This window comes from Lysinibacillus sp. EB106-09-02-XG168 (genome assembly GCF_058791475.1).
In genome coordinates this window covers 3,093,506-3,111,590 of record NZ_JBYTDN010000003.1, presented here as the reverse complement: position 1 = coordinate 3,111,590, position 18,085 = coordinate 3,093,506, and the positions used below count along the sequence as shown (strand labels likewise).

The window sequence follows — 18,085 nt, the reverse complement described above, 5'->3', positions numbered from 1 at the left end:
TAAAGGGGTGTTTTTGTGTTGAGTTGGTTTAAAGAGGGGCAAGGAACAGGGCAGTGGGGCAGATTATCCGCCTTGGTTTAAAATTAAAGATCAGTAAAGGACACGCCATAAATAAAAGGTAGCATATGATTCCCAGTTTTCCCATGGAAGCGATAATTCTAAGATTTCATCTTTCGTAGGCTTTCGGTCCATATTACGTACTATTTTTATCGAATTAATAAGACCTACATCATCAATTGGAAAAGCTGTCTGGAACCTGAGGCAGCGCATTAAAACATAATTGGCTGTCCAAGGACCGATTCCTCGTATTTTAATTAATTTTTTTTCAGCATCTTTAAAGTTCATTTTTATTAGTTTTTCCCTCGATAATTCTCCGCTTGCCATTAATTTAGCTATTCCAATAATGTATTCACTTTTTTTTATCGTCATTTTAATATCAGCTAGGTCGATAGGCGTTAACTGTGCAATTCGTTCGTACGTTGGGAACACCCAATACTTTTTACCATTCCATTCGATGGAATCGCCAAATTTTTCTACAAATTGCTTCTTTAAGGAGTACGCGAAGGTTAAGTTAATTTGTTGCCCTAAAATTCCCCAACATAAAGCTTCAAATAAATCGGGAATGCCGATAACTCGCAATCCATAAAATTTTTGGGCAGGCATTTTAAGTAATGGGTCTGCTTTTGCCATTTCATAAAATGACGTTAAATCATTATCAAGATCAAACCATTCATAAATGTATTTTACAATTTCTTCCCGTTTCCACTTTTCAATAGGTCTCGTATCATTTAGGAATTGAACAACCATTTGTTTATTGATTACGCTTACCTGTACTAAGGACCGAATTTCCTCAATGGCTATAACTATTGTAATGGTATCATTCTCTATTTCATACATGCATTCATTTTTTTCCCTTGTCAAATAGCCTAGGTTTGCATTCATGTCGAAATTTTCAGGTAATGTGATTGCAATAACTTCATTGACTTCATGCCATGTCATTTTTTCATTCTCCTCATCTATTCCGATTTTTTATACGATTGAAAACTTACACTAACTGTAATTTTACTTTATCACAAAATAATCTTACCTAATTTTGTTATCTTGCTATTACATTCTAAACACCTTATTTTTTTTTATTTATGCGGTTATAGTGTTAGTTATCAAGAATGCAAAATAGGAGTTGATAAAAATGGTCCAAAATATAAAAACACGTGTCGAGAGCTTAAATTGGGATTCAATTCAACATGAATTAGATGAGCAAGGATTCGCAAAGCTTCCAGTGATTTTAACAATAGAGGAATGTGAATTCATCAAAGAATTGTATTGTGAGGAAGAGCCATACAGAGCGACAATCAATATGACGAGATATCGCTTTGGAAATGGGGAGTACAAATATTTTTCCTATCCATTACCTGAAATCATCCAAAGTTTAAGGGAGTCCTTTTATGTAGAGTTGGCCAAAACAGCTAATCGATGGTTGGGTTATTTAAAGAAAACAGCACAGTTTCCAGATCACCTACAAGATTTTTTGAACACCTGTGAAAAATATGATCAAACAAGACCGACACCTTTACTATTAACGTATGAAACAGGCGGGTTTAATTGTTTGCATCAAGATGTATATGGGGACATATTTTTCCCGTTTCAAGTAGTATTTGTATTAAATGAACGAGAAAAAGACTTTTGCGGTGGAGAATTTCTATTAGTGGAACAAATTCCTCGTGCTCAGAGTAGGGGACATGTAATTACTTTAGAACAAGGTAGTGCGCTGATTTTTCCTACTAACTATAGACCTGTTCTAGGTAAAAAAGGATATTATAAAAATACGGTACGTCACGGAGTAAGCACGGTTACTTCTGGAGAACGATACGGTCTTGGGATTATTTTTCACGATTCTAAGTGAAACTTTGATCAGTGGGAATTTTCTTCATCCCCTACTGTTAGGTAAACCAATAGGGCTTTCACGGGCTGTATATTTCCCACCTTAACTTCTCGGATTTCTCTAAGTGTTAGAGGGGGAGTCTTACAGCCCGTTATGCGGGATAAAAAATTAGCTTCAATATATTGCTATTCCATTCCCAGAACTATACATATTGAATTTAAAGGGAGTATATTGTAAGGAGAGGTGAGGTCAATGCCAGATAGTATTAATAACGGACATAGAATTTCAAATGATGTAGAGATGATACCAGATGAAAAGTGGCAAGCAATTATAAATAATGATGCAGCGTTCAATAATCAATTTTTCTACGCTGTAAAGTCGACAGGGATATTTTGTAAACCATCCTGTAAATCTCGCGTTCCGAAAAAAGAAAATGTATGCATTTTTCCAAACGCAGAACAAGCTCTCCGCGCAAATTTTCGTCCTTGTAAACGTTGCAAGCCCACTAATGAAAATCTACCTGATAGCGAGTGGGTTGATTTAATTACGGAATACATTGATAAAAATTTCACAGAAAAATTAACGCTAGAATCTTTGGCAACTATTTGTCATGGGAGTCCGTATCATTTGCATCGAACATTTAAAAGGATTAAAGGCATTACGCCGGTTGAGTATATACAACAAGTTAGAGTACACGCGGCTAAAAAGTATTTGATTCAAACGAATAAAGCGATTGGAGATATCGCCATATGTGTGGGTATGACTAACACACCTTATTTTATTACTTTATTTAAAAAGAAAACTGGACAGACACCAGCGCAATTTCGTCAAATGAGTAAAATGGAGGAAAAGTACTATGGAAACAAAGAATAAACCAACTCTTTATTGGTCTTTACTAAAGTCTAAGGATTGGAATTTTTATATTGCTTCAACTTCAAAGGGGCTTGTGTTTGTAGGTTCACAGAACAAACCATTCGAGGAATTGTTCGAATGGGCTAAGAAACGCTATCCAGGAAGTCCTCTTGTCGAAGATGATGAAAAGCTTGAACCCTATGTTGTTGAAATCACTCAGTACCTAGAAGGGAAGCGGAAAACCTTTACTGTTCCATTTGAGTACGTAGGTACGCAATTTCAGCTAGCAGTTTGGAATGCACTTTGTGAAATTCCTTATGGGCAGACGAAATCCTATTCAGACATTGCAAATGATATAAATAAACCAGCAGCCGTTCGTGCTGTAGGAGCGGCTATTGGGGCTAATCCGGTATTAATTACTGTACCGTGCCATCGTGTAATAGGGAAGAGTGGCTCATTAACTGGCTATCGGGGTGGATTAGAAATGAAGACATTGCTACTGGATCTAGAAAAGCAAGCTTCATCAAGCAATGAGTAATTATTGCCGTACAATGAATGGAGGTTTTGTCATGACAAGTGAATTATTTTATAAAAATCCGAAAACGATTCTGAATAAAGGGACGGGCTTCCTTTCTGGTTATACGCATTCACTAAATCCTTATACAGGCTGTTCATTTGGGTGTTCCTATTGTTATGTACGCGAAATGCCTGTATCTCTTTTTCGAGAAGGGGAATGGGGAAATTGGATCGATGTTAAAAATGGAGCTGCGAATTTATTAAAAAAGGAGCTTCGGCGCGCCAAAGCCAAAGGAAATGTAACCATTTTTATGTCATCAAGTACTGATCCGTATCAACCAATAGAGCATAAGGAAAAAGTGACGCGATCTTTACTAGAAGTTATGGTAGAAGATCCTCCTGACTTCCTATTAGTACAGACTAGAAGCCCACTTGTCAGTCAAGATATCGATTTGCTGCAACATTTTAAAGATAAAGTTCGAGTAAGTATGACGATTGAGACAGATTCGGAAACAATCCGTAAACATTTTACGCCAAAGGCACCTCCAATCCAGGCGCGCTTTAAGACATTGGAACAATTAGCGGCTGCTGAAATACCAACTCAAGTTGCTATAGCCCCCATTTTACCGAGTGGAGAATATTTCCCTATGAAATTGAAGCCATTCGTTGAACGGATTTGTATTGATGACTACTTCATGGGTGATGGCAGTGGTGGAAAACGCACAAGAAAACTTGGTATTGAGAAAAAGTATGCCCAACTTGGTTTAGAAGAATGGTATGGACCACATGTAATTAAAGAAGTATATAACCGATTCATTGAAATCTTTCCAGAAAATCACGTTTATGTGAGTCAGGCTGGGTTTGAGCCGTAAAAAAATAGGAAGTGATTACATGTATAAAGATAATGAGAAAAGTGCTGAAAGTAGAAAAAAGACATTCACCCTGTTGGGTGCCGATATGCATCCATATCAAAGTGATACACCGGGTATTTTGGGTGGGTATCGACCGAGTAAATTATATGGAAGATTAGATTGTCCCTCAGCACTAAGAGCTATAGCAAAAGGGGGATACATTAAACATCGCGTGTTTTTTGCCGATGAACAGACGGCTATATCAGCAGGTTTTAGGTCATGTGCAGTTTGCATGTCTGAAAAATATGCACAATGGAAGAAAAAGAAAAGAGGGAAAAAGAAAATGTATAAAATGCATGATGAAATTTCTGAATATTATGATATTTTGTTAGTTCTGTATTTTTATAAATATGAATTAATGGAGGTGTATTATGAAAAATAAAAAACATTTTAATTTTTACAAGCTTTGGCTAGGACAGTCTATAAGTTTGTTAGGTACCCAGTTTACAGTAGTGGCTTTGCCTCTTTTTGCATTAGAGGTACTAGAAACAAGTGAGGCAAATGCTGCCATGCTTCGTGGGATTATATTTATACCCTACCTACTTTTTGGATTAGTAGCCGGTGCTTTGATAGATATCCTTCATAGAAAAAAGGTTTTGCTAATTTGTAGTATATGTCAAGGCGTTTTATTTTTATTAGTTTTCATACTGACTGGAACAAATATACTAACGTTCCCATTATTGGTTTTTCTCATGTTTCTAAATGGAATATTTACTACGTTTTACAACATTGCCATTCCTTCTTTCTTACCCGAAATAGTAACAGATAAAGACAACTTAAAAAAAGGGAATGCTCAACTTGCCCTTTCGGAGTCTCTTTCTATAGTAATTGGTCCTATGCTGGCAGGAATCGTTATTACTCTAATTGGATTAACAGGCTCATTCACTGTTGACGCTGTAACGTACTTTGTTTGTTTTTTGTGTGTATTATTTATTTCAAGGTTTGAACCGCATACAGAAGGCACTTTAAAAAACGTAAATCTAAAATCGCTATATAAAAACATATATGAAGGTTTGATATTTTTTAAAAACCACCCTGTATTGGAACCAATTGTAAGCTGTGGCGCTGTTTATGGTTTTTTTAAATACATATTAAATAGCATTTTAGTAATATTCCTTTTTAAGGTAATGGGTCTATCTGAACTTGAAATAGGCTTTGTTGTAGGTTCGGCAGCGATAGGATTTTTGATAGGCAATACGATACTCGTCAAAAAAAGCCAACAAATTAATAATACAAAAATGCTTATTTATAGCGCTACTGTATCAGTTATCGGTCTGTGCTTAATACCGATAATGGGATATTTGGGAACCGTATCCGGTATAGTAGCTGCAAGTATCATACATGGTATGGGAGAAGGTGTATTCGGTCCTTACGCTGCAACCATACGACAACTTGCCTCACCAAATCACATGCTGGGCAGAGTAAATGCTGTACAGCGTACCCTTAATTGGGGAGCTTGGGCATTGGGAAGTTTTGCTAGTGCTTTTTTAGTTTCTATATTTGGGCTTCAAACAACGTTATTTATAGGGGGCTTCGGAACAACATTGTGTTTAATAGTGTTGTTAAGGCGAGGCATATCAAAAGGAGTCAACATTGAATATACGAGTTCAATTTAGAGGAGATGATTATAATGTTTAAGATATCAAAAGGAACTGTCATAGAAAAAACACCACACGTTTTATTTATAGGGGGATGGACAAAGCCTATACAGGATGCTTTAGATAGGGGGTATACTGTTTCGTATATAGGGTCTTACACTAAACACATATATTTCGATGGAACTATCTTAGAAAAGTGTTTCTATAAAAAAGAAATAGACACAACAAACATACCTGTCTGTGTGTACTATGCTGAAGAATTGTACAAAGAGAAACCGTTTGATGTGGTTGTATCTTTTAACGAAGTAGCCCTAGATACGGCTTGCATAATTGCAAAGATTTTTAATGTTAAAGGAGTTTCTTACAACGCTAATATGATAACCCGTAATAAAGACATGATGCGTGAAATTCTAGCAGGCAAAGACTTTTCGATAGATTCGATAGTTTGCAACAACATAAAAGACATTGATGAATTTTTAAACAAAAAAGGTAGTATTATAGTAAAGCCCCCGATTGGCGCAGGTGGTCAAGGAGTATCTAAGCTAGACATAGGAGATGACGTAGAGCTATTTATTAAAGATAACGGTATTCAATTACCAATTTTAGTGGAAGAGTACGTGGAAGGTGACGTAGTTTATACGGTCGAAGCCGTTTCTTATAACAAAAAACACTCTATACTAGCTCTATCAGCTGAAATATTTAAAGAAGATACATTTTTAATAAACTATACTATTATGCCGGCACCTATAGATGAATATCAAAAAAAATTAATCATTGAGAAAGTAATGCTATTTTTGGACGACATGCAACTGGAAGCCGGTATTACTCATACAGAGGTAAAGATAGACAAACAAAATAAGCCAATAATCATAGAGTCTCAAGTGAGGATAGGTGGCGGTAACATTTGGAAAATGGTAGAACTAACAACCGGCATATCTCAATTTGGATACTATTATGATGCGTTAGCTACTAATACTATAGATGAATTTAGATGTGTACCTTCAAATTGTCAAGCTATGTCTTTAAGCTTGATTCCCAAACCAGGTAGCTTAAAAGAAATCAAGTATAAAGGGTTAGCTAACATATCCGAGATCGTTTTAATTGATCTATTAGTAAAAGAGGGCGACACTATACCAAATATTGTAGACGGTACAGGGCGCAAAGGATATATATTGTTTACGGCTAATGATATTAAACATATGTACGAAGTTGCAGATAAAATATGTGACAATATAACGTTTGTTTATCAGGATTTGTCAGAATGGAAACCTTCTTTTAAAAAAATTTTTAAAAATGTGGCACATGACTGGTCTATATCAAAAAAAGGACAATTATAACCCCATGTGTCTAACAGTATATATTGAATTAGCGGAATTCATAGTACTACTGGACTTTATGTCTAGTAGTTTTTTTCGTTCTTCACAGGATTAAGAAAGTGAATTATTAGAAACTGTGTTTTTGAAAATCTTACGGATTATAAAAGAGGAATCGTTAAGCTAACAGTACACAATAGAAGAAAAAGAAAAGATAAGGAATAAAAAATGTATAAAAAGCATGACAAATTCATGCAAACTTTTTTCAAGTTGTTCCAATTTCATTAACCTTTTTACTTCTCCTTATACTGCGGATAAGACTTTATGTTTCTTTATCCACACGATTAGATTCTGTTATTCTTTGCAAGGCTTTAACATTATCCAGAGGTTAAGCACCCTTTTGAAGCAGTCTGCCTGTTCAAATTAGCTGAACTTGTAAAACAAGTGCTGCCACAGGGAATCTTGTTGACAGTTAGGAATAAAAATAGAACACCTAAATCAAATACTTTGGACATCTAAGTATAGAGGAGCACATTGTATGCATGGAATGAAAAACAGTAGAATTCTCGAGTTATAGTATGTATGTAAATTAGGAGGGTGAACCATGCAGGATTACAATGTAAAGGTAGAAAAATTAACTAAGAACTATGGGAAAAAAGCTGTTCTAAAAGGGATAGACTTTACTGCTAAAAAAGGTGAAATTATTGGTGTAATCGGTAAAAATGGTGCTGGGAAATCTACATTCTTGGAAATTTTAATGACGATTAAAGATTATAATGACGGCAAGGTAGCTGTTTTTGGTAATAACTTAAAGGAAATTGATCAAGCTCAGCTGGAAGAAATCAAAAGTAATATATCTGCTGTACTTCAGCCTACACAGTTTTATAAAAAATTAAAAGTAAAAGAATTATTAAATCTTTTTCGTGCCTATTATGGTAGCAAAGTAGATTTGAATGAAATTATCGAAGAGTTTGAATTGTCGGAGCATCTAAATACGTTTTTTGATAGTTTATCTGGAGGCTGGAAGCAAAAGGTTAGCCTAGCAATTGCTTTTTCTTCAAAACCGCGTTTGATTATTTTGGATGAACCGACTACTGGTCTGGATCCCCATATGCGGAACGTATTATGGGAAAGTATCACAGGATATATTGAAAAAAATGACAGTACAGTGATTTTATCGACTCATTACATGGACGAAATCGAACTCTACTGTGATAAAGTTCTATTCATTAACGACGGTGTAACCGAAGTATATGATACGCCAGAAAATATACTGAAATCAGGTTATAAGTCTATTAATAGCTTTTATCTTGATAAAATTTCTAAATAAGGGGAAGAAAAGATGTTATTAACACAAATTAAATATGACTTAATCATGTTTTTTAGAGAGTTATTTTATTTAGTTTTCACAGTTGTTGTACCGCCAGTAACATATATTTTAATGGGACAAATGTTCAGTAATGCAACCTATAGCGGAGGAATGAACTATGTTCAAATGTATACTCCATCGTTTATTGTCCTAATTAGTTTTTCAGTAGTATTTTTTGCCTTTGGTTTTGATCAGGTAATGAATCGCGCGGAAGGAATTGAAAAAAGACTTTTCATTACGCCTATAACGGATAAAATTCTTTTGATGTCCAGTATTGCCAAGTCATTTATTATTGCAACTGCAGGATTTGTCTTCATAACATTGATTAGCATACTTATTTATGATTTGCAACTTTCTATTGTTAATTTCTTAGTTTCATATTTAAGTTTGTTGCTTATTAATGCGATAATGTTAGTTTATTCTCATGCGATTTATTCAAACTTCAAGGAAGTAAAAACAGCACTAATTATGTCTATTGTTTTGTTTCAAATTGTTATGTTCACTGGCGGCTTTTCTGTACCTGTAGAGACTCTTCCGAATTTTGTGAAATATGTATCCTATGTGAATCCGTTCTATCATTTAAATAAAATGTATATTTCAATTTGGAATCAGACATTTGAATTTAATCAAGATATGCTGATTTCAATCGGGTACACATCGTTTCTTCTAATTATTTCATTAGTTGTTATTAAGCTCAAAAAAAGAATTTAATGAGTTCCAACGATTTGGTGAGAATCGTTATAAGTAGACATTGCCTGCTTCACCATTTGATAATGAGCTGTTGTTTTAAATGAATTTTTTGAAAGAGCTTTGTAAAAGTGATAGCTTTAAGAGTTAGAATATAAGTTTGAATTTTGGTCAGGTTTTGTCTTTCTGTTAATTTCCTATCTTCCGCTAACACGCCTTCCCTGATTCCTTTTGTTTACTTATCTATAGTATACTATATAGTGGAGTTACTATATAGAAATGAGGGTCAGTGAGTGGCTATATTAGCATTCATTCAGGTTTTATTTTATTGTATTTTGGTAAGTTTCGTTATAGGTAAACGTTTTTTTCGAAAGGAATATATTATTGCGGTCATATTGTTTAGTTTAATTATGGCTGGGCTATATTCTTATTTAGATATTTTTGGTTCGTTATTAATATTTGCGTTTGTTCTTGCTATGTTTAAATATACCTATCTAAAGTGGATACCTGCATTGTACTACGCATCAACAATAATGATTGCTACGATTCTAATTGATCATATAACAACTTTCATTATGGTAAAAATCTTTGGGATTAGTACTACCTTTATAGAAACAAACGGAATCATTTCTTCAGCGACATTACTTCATCAATTTATTACACTGATTATTGGCTTAATATTTATAGCCTTTTGGAAAAAAGTTACTATCAGAATTTTTGAGAAGGATGCAGATGATAGGAATTTAACGCGAATTGCTGCTTTCTTCGGTCTTTTTACATATGCGATTTATTTTACAATAATTGTTTATGTACGATTAACAGGAAATCAAAATAAGCTTGTATTGATGAATACGCTGTACTTATTAATCTACTTTATTATTTTTGCTGTTAGTTTGTCATTCCTAGTGTATACCTTTAGAAAGCAGTTTGAGATGAGGGAAAAAGAAATTGAGCTAAACAGTTTACAAATGTATACCGAACAGTTGGAAAAAAACTATAATGAAATGCGAACTTTTCGCCATGATTACATCAATATCCTGTCTTCTATGTCAGAATACATCACCAATCGTGATATGACTGCTTTAGAAAGCTATTTTAATGACAATATTATGCGCGTCAGTCAAAAGATTCGTGACAATGATTTTAAAATGAGGGGATTGTCCCAAATTAAAATCCCAGAAGTGAAAGGTTTGGTATCTTCCAAACTGATTACAGCACAGGAAAAGGGGATAGATGTGGTTTTTGAATGTCCTAACGAAATTCATTATCTGAATATGGATAGTGTACTGTTGTGCCGCTGTATCGGAATTATACTAGACAATGCCATTGAAGCAGCAGAAGAAGTAGAAAAAGGTACGGTTCGAGTGGGGTTTGTGGAATTTGAACAATCCGTGTCTTTTGTTGTTTGGAATACGTTTAGCGATACTGGACATAAGCTCTTTCATTATTTCGAAAAAGGTTTCTCAACAAAAGGAGAAAATAGAGGGTTGGGGCTGACTAGCCTGAAGAAAATGGTTGATCAAGAAAATAACACACAGTTGGATACAGTTATAGAGGATGGATTTTTTAAACAGGAAATTGTAATTTTAAAGTGAGGGATTGAGATGATTGATGTTTTTATTTGTGAAGATCAAAAGGAACAAAGAGAAAAGATAGCCAGGTATGTTTCAAATTACATAATGATTGAAAATCTTGATATGCAACTGATACTAACAACTGCAGATCCAGAAGAAATATTAACCTATATAAAGGAGAGTAATCGACCTGGTTTATATTTTCTTGATATCGACTTGAATCATGATATGAATGGTATCACACTTGGCTCGGAAATCAGAAAAATTGATCCAATAGGTGATATTGTTTTTATCACAACCCACTCAGAACTTACATATTTAAATTTCATTTATAAAGTAGCTGCGATGGATTTTATTATTAAAGATGATGTCGATTCTGTACAGAGCAAGATTGTTAGCTGTTTGAAGGTGACAAATGAAAGAAAGCAAGTAATGAACAAGACATCCAATAAAAAATTCGTTCAAAGAATTGCAGATAAAATTATTAGTGTCAACTATGATGATATCATGTTTTTTGAATCCTCCCCATTACATAAAGTTGTTTTACATTTGGATAATCGTCAAGTGGAGTTTTATGGGAAACTGAAAGATATAGAAAAAGAGTATGAAGGCTTCATTCGTTGCCATAATTCTTACGTTGTAAATATCGACAATATTCAGGAAGTGGACTTTAAAAAGAAAGAAATTCTAATGGAAAATGGAGAAACTTGCTATGGATCTGCTCGAATGATTAAAGCTGTACAGAAAAAATTAGAAATAAATGTTATTGAATAAGGAAATTAAAAGGTTGGTATGAACTATAAATAACACTCATTATAAATAAAAGGAAGCTATCGTTTTGATCAAACTTATTCAAAACGATAGCTTTTTAAATGCGATACAATCAAACTTTAAATAAAGGTGGGTAAGTGTAATTTTCCATTGACTTTCTCTCAAAGTCTTTATACGATAAATATCGTACCATTAAAATGTAAGGAGGATTATTAAAAATGATACCTAGACTATGGTCCCTAACTTTGAACCAGTAATTCAATACGGTCAAAGACTCTGTTTGTATAACACAGAGTAAACGGGATAAGTCTGTCCTTTTTTAGTAATCTTCATTTTAAATATAATTATCTAATTTGAAGAAAGGGATTGTTCTGCCTTTCTTTATTTTTGTGTAATTTTCCTTTACTAAGAGAAGGCTTATTTGGTGACATTTACCTTCAAGCCTCTATTTCAATGAAGATGGGCAATTCCTATTACTCTAAATCACAGACAGGACGTCTGTGATTTTTATTTTATTTAAATGTAGGAGGGATTTTGAATGGGGATACTACTTTTTTATTGATACGAGCTTAGTTTAGAAGCTCGTATCGATCCTTGCTATCGATACGAAATGATAAAATTTCGGGAGGTAGCGAATATGGAAAAAATTTGTTTTGAATTAGAAAATGTTGAAGTAGCCTATTTAGATAAGGAAATCTTAAAAATAGACCGGTTAGCCATTCACCAATTTGACCGTATTGGGATTGTTGGTAGTAATGGTGCAGGAAAAAGTACACTATTAAAATTATTGTCAGGTAAGGTTCAACCAACTAAAGGGAAAGTGTATCGTCATGTTGAGCCCGGATGTTTTGAACAACTTGAAGCACCAACATCTCTTGGAGCCGATCCAGTATTACTTGGAAAATTAGATATACCAAAAGATTCGGTTTATTTAAGTGGCGGCGAGCAGACAAGGATGAAGCTTGCTCAATTGTTTACCAACTATTACGATGCATTACTAATTGATGAGCCGACAACGCACTTGGATCAAGAGGGGATTTCCTTTTTATTAGAGGAACTTCGGTATTATTATGGAGCGTTAATATTAACTAGTCATGACCGTGCTGTACTAGACGAACTAGTCACGACAATTTGGGAAATTCATGAAGGCGAGGTCCGAGTTTATTTAGGAAATTATAGTGAATATGTGGTTCAAAAGCAGTTAGAACGTGAGCAACAACAGCAAGCCCATGAACAGTTCGTGAAAGAAAAGAGCCGGCTCGAAAAAGCAGCACAAGAAAAAATGAAAAAAGCTCAAAAGGTTGCTCAAGCTGGGAGGATGTCTAAAAGGGAAGCGAATGCCTTACCGAACAAGTCGTTTATGACGAAGTCCAAAGGTACGAGTGCAAAAGCGATGCAACGTGCAGCTAAAGCTATTGAAAATCGAATGGAAAAACTTCAGGAAGTCGAAGCTGTAAGAGAAAATAGACCTATTGTTTTCCGTCAATCTAAAGCTACGGAATTATATAACAAGTTCCCGATTATGGTTGAGCGATTTACACTTCAAGTTGAAAATAAAATATTATTAGAAGATGTTAGTTTCCAACTGCCACTTGGTAAAAAAATTGCGATTACAGGGTGCAATGGCAGTGGAAAAAGTACATTGCTAGACTATATTGCAAAGAAGGATGATAACTTAATAATTTCTCCGAAAGCAAAAATAGGATACTTCGAGCAAATGAGCTACCATTTCACGCATGATGCAACAGTTATGCAATTCGTGAAAAATCGCTCAGGATACGATGAACCATTTGTACGAAGTGTTTTACATTCAATGCAGTTTGTCGGTACAGATTTACAAAAAAGTGTAAAGTCTTTAAGTGGTGGAGAAGCTATTCGACTCCAACTATGTCTGTTATTCTTAGGTGAATATAATATTTTATTGTTAGATGAACCAACTAATTTCTTAGATATTTATGCTATAGAAGCATTAGAAACTTTTATTGCTGGATATGAAGGCACTATTCTTTTTGTTTCACATGATCAACAATTTATAAAAAATGTAGCAAATTTACAATTGATTATTCGTGAGAAAAAATTGATACAAAATTGAGTGATAAAAATAAGCCGCCGGATTTCGGCGGCTTTTTAATTAGTTGAAACGACTTTCGAATAGGCAATTTTTTATCGTCATTTAAACAAACTTAAACCTCCTTTGGGAGTGGAAGAACAGGTAGGGGGTATCTTTGCGATATTTGTCAATTTATCAACTTGGTTTAGTGGTACGTGGTTTGAGCCTAATATGCTAGGTGGTACATTTCAATCTATCACGTAATTTTTGCCATTTGTCCATGCTGTTCATGCGGCGCGTGCAGTACTAAGTGGAGCATATTCAGGTGTTTTCGTGCCACTTGCTATCGTTTTAGGGTATACGGTCTTTATTTTTATAATCGCTACTCTGTTATTTCAACGGAAGATGTAAGGTCAGAGCTGAAATTTGAATTTATTCAGGAGGATTTTCAGGAAATCTCTCGAAATGTTATAAGGATAAAGGGGGATGTTGTATGTCTAGTTTACCAATTATAGTTGCTCCGATGTTTTTAGTTTCTACTCCAAAGATGGTTATTGAGGCTAGTAGAGCAGGGGCTATCGGTTCATTTCCGTTATTAAATGCAAGACCGGCTTCAACTTGTGCAGAGTGGCTTGAAGAAATAAAAAAGGCGCTACCTTCTGAGCTATGGGCAGTCAATTTTATTTGTCATCCTGTAGCGAATACACGTTTTGAAGAAGATTTACAGTTAATTGAACAATTTCAGCCACCAATTGTCATTACTTCACTCGGCAATCCAAAGAGAGTTATGGAAATTGTGCACAGCTATGGTGGGAAGGTCTATGCAGATGTTGCGAACGTCAAGCATGCCGAAAAGTCTGCTGCAACGGGTGTAGATGGTCTAATTCTTGTATGTGCAGGTGCTGGCGGTCATGGTGGGCAACTGAATCCATTTGGCTTTGTATCTGCGGTTAAGAAATTTTTTACGGGAACGATCATTTTATCTGGCTCTATCTCTAGCGGTGCGGACGTATTAGCTGCTCAAATAATGGGAGCAGACTATGCCTATATGGGTACTCGATTTTTAGCTTGTGATGAAGGAGATGCACCTGAGGAGTACAAAAACATGGTAATTGAAAGTGGCACTTCAGATATTTTATATACCGATGCTTTTAGCGGTGTTCATGTCAATGTGTTAATTCCATCCTTATTAAAGGAGGGGATTGATCCTGCGACATTGAAGCCAAGAGAAGATGTTGATTTAACACATCTTGTTAATATCAAGGCATGGCGAGATATTTGGTCAGCTGGTCATGGCATTACCAATATTGACAAACGGGAGTCCGTTCATGAAATACTCATAACATTGGAGGCAGAGTACGAGAAAGCAAAGCAACAAATAATTTCTGTACAGCCATTATAATAACGAATCTCTAACATAAAAGGGCAAGTCCAACGAAAAATATCTGTTGGACTTGCCCTCTAATTTGTTAATCGTGATTCAAAGTAGCTGCGATTTCTGGTTGCTGCTCAACTTGAAGTAGCATATTGAATGATGCGATGGCTACTTCTACTTGGTCGTCTTTCGGCTCACGTGTTGTCAGTAATTGTAGCCATAAGCCTGGATAGCCAAGGAAGCGTAACACGGGAATATTACGGCACGCATTTGTAGCTTGAAGTACTTCAAATGAAATCCCTAGAACAACTGGAATCAATAGAATGCGGTCTAAAATGCGTAACCAAAGCGGATCAGTTGGCACGAAGAAATATAAAAACATGCCGACAAACACAGTAAACAGCATAAAACTACTACCACAACGATAGTGTAAGCGTGACTGTGCTTGCACATTTTCCACTGTAATTTCCATGCCAGCTTCATAGCAATTGATCACTTTATGTTCTGCACCATGATATTGGAATACGCGTTTAATAAGTGGTGTTAAAGATATAAAATATAAATAGGTAAGTAGTAAAAGTAGCTTTATGCCACTTTCAAGTAAAATTTGGCCAGTTTTGCCTTCAATCCATTTCGAGAAAAAATCCGCAATAAATACTGGAATTAAAGTAAAGGCAAATTTACCAAATAAAAAGGAAAGGATACCTACAACTGCAACCCCTAAAATCATTTGCAGTCTTGAGCCTTCCTCTTTATGCTCTTCTTCTTCGCCAGGTGTAACGTCGTAACGGTCCCCTGAAAATTGCATATGACGAGAGCCTAAACCAGCTGATTCAATCAGCGCTACTACGCCTCGTACCAATGGAATTTTTTTTAGCTTTTGTAAAATAGGGTTTTGAACTTTTTTAAAATGATAATAATCGATGGAATCATCGTTACGGCGAATGGCAGTAATCGTATGTTCCTTTCCTCCGAACATTACACCCTCTAATTGTGCTTGTCCCCCGTATACAGGTGAATTGCTCAAGGCTAACACCACTCTCTTTATATATTTCAACTGTACCATTGTACTAAATTTAGTGAAAAACCTCTAGAGTTACGCATAGTAAAATTTCTATATGGATACACTAATCGTACAGTTTAGGAAATGATTAACGTTTAAAAATTAACTCGTAGTACAAGTTAGGAGGATTTTTCTTGAGAGTAGCTAGTATAACATCGCTTGTCGGTGCGCTTGTTTTAGCATTGTGTTTAAAGGGGCTTCATTACTTTCATCTTATTAAATGGAATCCAATAGGTTTTTATAAGAAGTGGGATTTATTCGAAGACAGTTCAAAACTATTTCAATGGAGCTTTTTCATTTTAGTCTTATTCATGATTGGGTTTTTATTATACATTACGTTGAGATATGTTTATATTATCCCAGCTGTGCTTTCATCTTTCTTGCTCGGCCTTATTGTGTCAATCACATTAGAATGGATTGTTCTTGATTTGCCTTTACAATCTTCTTCCTTTAAAAAATTATCGATTCCTTTTATGGTCATTGTTATTTGTCTATTACGTTTCTTGCTTGAAACTGCAAATTTTCATCAGAAGGAGCATACAGCACAAAAAGGAAATTAGTTGCTGTATGCTCCTTGTATGATAAAATAATGGCAAGTACATAGAAAGAGGCGAATATGCGTGAAGTTATTATGTTTGAATGGACCTAACTTAAATCGACTAGGTAAAAGAGAGCCCCATATTTATGGTTATGAGACATTGGAAGATGTGAAAAATAATGTTCAGAATCTTGCGGCGTCTTTAGGTGCTACTGTCGAGTTTCGTCAATCTAATCATGAAGGGGTACTTGTTGATTGGGTGCATGAGGCGGAGGACGAAAAATATGATGGTATTATCTTTAATCCCGGTGCATATACCCATACAAGCATAGCTTTACATGATGCAATTGCGGGGATTTCTGTGCCGATCATAGAAGTACATATTTCAAATATCCATAAACGTGAGGCTTTCCGACATCATTCTTATCTCGCTCCGGCATGCCTTGGTCAAATCTCTGGACTAGGTACGAAAGGCTATGAACTGGCACTACGCACATTTATTGAGAGGGAGAATTGATTATGTTGAAATTACAAAAGCTACGTAAGACACTTCAAGAACAAAATCTCGATGGCATTTTAATTACGAACGGATACAACCGTCGTTATATGACTGGTTTTACAGGGACAGCGGGCGTGGCAATCGTGTCTCAAAATGATGCTGTGTTTATCACGGATTTTCGTTACACAGAGCAAGCAACCGCGCAAATACAAGATTTCCGAATTGTCAAACATGAGGCGACGATCATTGAAGAAATTGCAACGCAAGTAAAAAACATGGGTATCAAATTATTGGGCTTTGAGAAAGATACTGTTAGCTATGGCACATATGAGCTATATAAAAATAAAATTCAAGCTGACTTAGTACCGATTTCTGGGCTAATTGAAAAAATTCGCTTGATTAAGACGCAACAAGAGATTAATATTATTAAGGTTGCGTGTGAAATTGCTGATCACGCATTTACACATATCTTAAACTTCATCAAGCCGGGTAAAACAGAGCTTGAAGTTTCGAATGAATTAGAATTTTTCATGCGTAAACAAGGAGCAACTCAGTCTTCGTTTGATACAATTGTTGCGTCTGGTCTTCGCTCAGCTTTACCACATGGTGTAGCAACGAATAAAGTGATTGAAAAAGGCGACTTTGTCACATTAGACTATGGAGCATTGTACAATGGCTATATCTCGGATATTACACGTACTGTAGCAGTAGGCGAGCCATCTGAAAAATTAGTGGATATGTACAACGCAGTACTTGCTTCCCAACTTTTAGCACTTGAAAAGGTTGGCCCTGGCTTAACAGGGATCCAAGCAGATGCGGTTGCACGTAACTACTTAAAAGAAAAGGGCTATGGCGAGGCATTTGGTCATTCATTAGGACATGGAATTGGTCTTGAAGTACATGAAGGCCCTGGCTTATCGATACGTTCAGAAGCGATTCTAGAGCCAGGTATGGCCGTAACGATTGAACCAGGAGTGTATTTACCAGGAATCGGTGGTGTTCGTATCGAGGACGATATTTTAATCACAGAGACAGGTAATGAACTGCTGACTCATTCGTCAAAAGAACTTATTATTTTATAAACTAT

General features: G+C 35.4%; 18 protein-coding genes. 16 read left to right on the top strand and 2 right to left on the bottom strand.

The annotated features are described in order from the left end of the window. Positions 1-90: 90 nt before the first annotated feature. Positions 91-999 (bottom strand): DNA glycosylase, encoded by a 909-nt coding sequence (locus AC3WSO_RS16045; protein ID WP_492532198.1) that lies wholly within the window; start codon positions 997-999, stop codon positions 91-93. A gap of 190 nt (positions 1,000-1,189) precedes the next feature. Here AC3WSO_RS16045 and AC3WSO_RS16040 point away from each other — a divergent pair, with 190 nt between their 5' ends. From AC3WSO_RS16040 to AC3WSO_RS15980, 13 genes are all read left to right on the top strand, one after another. Then, complete coding sequence (locus tag AC3WSO_RS16040; protein ID WP_492532197.1) at positions 1,190-1,903, top strand: 2OG-Fe(II) oxygenase; 714 nt, start codon at positions 1,190-1,192, stop codon at positions 1,901-1,903. Positions 1,904-2,134: 231 nt separating this feature from the next. After that, complete coding sequence (locus AC3WSO_RS16035; RefSeq protein ID WP_492532195.1) at positions 2,135-2,755, top strand: bifunctional transcriptional activator/DNA repair enzyme AdaA; 621 nt, start codon at positions 2,135-2,137, stop codon at positions 2,753-2,755. Continuing rightward, positions 2,739-3,272 (top strand): methylated-DNA--[protein]-cysteine S-methyltransferase, encoded by a 534-nt coding sequence (gene adaB / locus AC3WSO_RS16030; RefSeq protein WP_492532193.1) that lies wholly within the window; start codon positions 2,739-2,741, stop codon positions 3,270-3,272. Before AC3WSO_RS16035 ends, adaB begins: the two co-directional genes overlap by 17 nt. A 31-nt stretch (positions 3,273-3,303) precedes the next feature. Continuing rightward, positions 3,304-4,122 carry an SPL family radical SAM protein gene (locus tag AC3WSO_RS16025; protein WP_492532191.1) on the top strand — a complete coding sequence of 273 codons (819 nt, stop codon included), beginning with the start codon at positions 3,304-3,306 and terminating at the stop codon, positions 4,120-4,122. 19 nt (positions 4,123-4,141) lie between these two features. Then, positions 4,142-4,543, top strand: coding sequence for a hypothetical protein (locus AC3WSO_RS16020; RefSeq protein ID WP_492532190.1), 402 nt, complete (start codon positions 4,142-4,144; stop codon positions 4,541-4,543). Beyond that, positions 4,533-5,777, top strand: coding sequence for an MFS transporter (locus AC3WSO_RS16015; RefSeq protein WP_492532188.1), 1,245 nt, complete (start codon positions 4,533-4,535; stop codon positions 5,775-5,777). The genes AC3WSO_RS16020 and AC3WSO_RS16015 overlap by 11 nt, the downstream gene beginning before the upstream one ends. A 14-nt stretch (positions 5,778-5,791) precedes the next feature. Continuing rightward, the gene (locus AC3WSO_RS16010; RefSeq protein WP_492532187.1) at positions 5,792-7,096 is read left to right on the top strand and encodes an ATP-grasp domain-containing protein; all 1,305 of its coding nucleotides are present in this window, start codon (positions 5,792-5,794) and stop codon (positions 7,094-7,096) included. A gap of 580 nt (positions 7,097-7,676) precedes the next feature. Next, on the top strand, positions 7,677-8,402 hold the full coding sequence (locus AC3WSO_RS16005) for an ABC transporter ATP-binding protein (protein ID WP_492532186.1): 726 nt from the start codon (positions 7,677-7,679) through the stop codon (positions 8,400-8,402). Positions 8,403-8,414: 12 nt separating this feature from the next. Further along, a complete protein-coding gene (locus tag AC3WSO_RS16000) occupies positions 8,415-9,152 on the top strand; it encodes an ABC transporter permease (RefSeq protein WP_492532184.1) in 738 nt (245 codons plus the stop codon). Between the two features lie 269 nt (positions 9,153-9,421). Continuing rightward, a complete protein-coding gene (locus AC3WSO_RS15995) occupies positions 9,422-10,723 on the top strand; it encodes a sensor histidine kinase (protein ID WP_492532183.1) in 1,302 nt (433 codons plus the stop codon). Between the two features lie 9 nt (positions 10,724-10,732). Further along, positions 10,733-11,476 carry a LytR/AlgR family response regulator transcription factor gene (locus AC3WSO_RS15990; RefSeq protein ID WP_492532182.1) on the top strand — a complete coding sequence of 248 codons (744 nt, stop codon included), beginning with the start codon at positions 10,733-10,735 and terminating at the stop codon, positions 11,474-11,476. Between the two features lie 634 nt (positions 11,477-12,110). Next, positions 12,111-13,565, top strand: a complete 1,455-nt coding sequence (locus tag AC3WSO_RS15985; RefSeq protein ID WP_492532181.1) for an Msr family ABC-F type ribosomal protection protein — start codon at positions 12,111-12,113, stop codon at positions 13,563-13,565. A 451-nt stretch (positions 13,566-14,016) separates the two neighbouring features. Beyond that, the gene (locus AC3WSO_RS15980; protein WP_492532180.1) at positions 14,017-14,925 is read left to right on the top strand and encodes an NAD(P)H-dependent flavin oxidoreductase; all 909 of its coding nucleotides are present in this window, start codon (positions 14,017-14,019) and stop codon (positions 14,923-14,925) included. 67 nt (positions 14,926-14,992) lie between these two features. On the opposite strand, the gene AC3WSO_RS15975 is transcribed toward AC3WSO_RS15980, so the two are convergent. After that, positions 14,993-15,964 (bottom strand): DUF1385 domain-containing protein, encoded by a 972-nt coding sequence (locus tag AC3WSO_RS15975; protein ID WP_492532178.1) that lies wholly within the window; start codon positions 15,962-15,964, stop codon positions 14,993-14,995. Between the two features lie 131 nt (positions 15,965-16,095). On the opposite strand from AC3WSO_RS15975, the gene AC3WSO_RS15970 reads away from it, so the two are divergent. The 3 genes from AC3WSO_RS15970 to AC3WSO_RS15960 are packed head-to-tail and all read left to right on the top strand — an operon-like array spanning position 16,096 to position 18,080. Further along, entirely contained in the window at positions 16,096-16,521 is a 426-nt protein-coding gene (locus AC3WSO_RS15970) for a hypothetical protein (RefSeq protein ID WP_349662092.1), read from the top strand. Between the two features lie 60 nt (positions 16,522-16,581). Continuing rightward, complete coding sequence (gene aroQ / locus AC3WSO_RS15965) at positions 16,582-17,016, top strand: type II 3-dehydroquinate dehydratase (protein WP_492532177.1); 435 nt, start codon at positions 16,582-16,584, stop codon at positions 17,014-17,016. Between the two features lie 2 nt (positions 17,017-17,018). Further along, positions 17,019-18,080, top strand: coding sequence for a M24 family metallopeptidase (locus tag AC3WSO_RS15960; RefSeq protein WP_492532176.1), 1,062 nt, complete (start codon positions 17,019-17,021; stop codon positions 18,078-18,080). Positions 18,081-18,085: the final 5 nt, after the last annotated feature.

Excerpts from the sequence above, each read along its gene's own strand:
- AC3WSO_RS16045 (WP_492532198.1), bottom strand. The coding sequence starts at position 999 with ATGACATGGCATGAAGTCAATGAAGTTATTGCAATCACATTACCTGAA.
- AC3WSO_RS16040 (WP_492532197.1), top strand. The coding sequence starts at position 1,190 with ATGGTCCAAAATATAAAAACACGTGTCGAGAGCTTAAATTGGGATTCA.
- AC3WSO_RS16035 (WP_492532195.1), top strand. The coding sequence starts at position 2,135 with ATGCCAGATAGTATTAATAACGGACATAGAATTTCAAATGATGTAGAG.
- adaB (WP_492532193.1), top strand. The coding sequence starts at position 2,739 with ATGGAAACAAAGAATAAACCAACTCTTTATTGGTCTTTACTAAAGTCT.
- AC3WSO_RS16025 (WP_492532191.1), top strand. The coding sequence starts at position 3,304 with ATGACAAGTGAATTATTTTATAAAAATCCGAAAACGATTCTGAATAAA.
- AC3WSO_RS16020 (WP_492532190.1), top strand. The coding sequence starts at position 4,142 with ATGTATAAAGATAATGAGAAAAGTGCTGAAAGTAGAAAAAAGACATTC.
- AC3WSO_RS16015 (WP_492532188.1), top strand. The coding sequence starts at position 4,533 with ATGAAAAATAAAAAACATTTTAATTTTTACAAGCTTTGGCTAGGACAG.
- AC3WSO_RS16010 (WP_492532187.1), top strand. The coding sequence starts at position 5,792 with ATGTTTAAGATATCAAAAGGAACTGTCATAGAAAAAACACCACACGTT.
- AC3WSO_RS16005 (WP_492532186.1), top strand. The coding sequence starts at position 7,677 with ATGCAGGATTACAATGTAAAGGTAGAAAAATTAACTAAGAACTATGGG.
- AC3WSO_RS16000 (WP_492532184.1), top strand. The coding sequence starts at position 8,415 with ATGTTATTAACACAAATTAAATATGACTTAATCATGTTTTTTAGAGAG.
- AC3WSO_RS15990 (WP_492532182.1), top strand. The coding sequence starts at position 10,733 with ATGATTGATGTTTTTATTTGTGAAGATCAAAAGGAACAAAGAGAAAAG.
- AC3WSO_RS15985 (WP_492532181.1), top strand. The coding sequence starts at position 12,111 with ATGGAAAAAATTTGTTTTGAATTAGAAAATGTTGAAGTAGCCTATTTA.
- AC3WSO_RS15980 (WP_492532180.1), top strand. The coding sequence starts at position 14,017 with ATGTCTAGTTTACCAATTATAGTTGCTCCGATGTTTTTAGTTTCTACT.
- AC3WSO_RS15975 (WP_492532178.1), bottom strand. The coding sequence starts at position 15,964 with ATGGTACAGTTGAAATATATAAAGAGAGTGGTGTTAGCCTTGAGCAAT.
- AC3WSO_RS15960 (WP_492532176.1), top strand. The coding sequence starts at position 17,019 with ATGTTGAAATTACAAAAGCTACGTAAGACACTTCAAGAACAAAATCTC.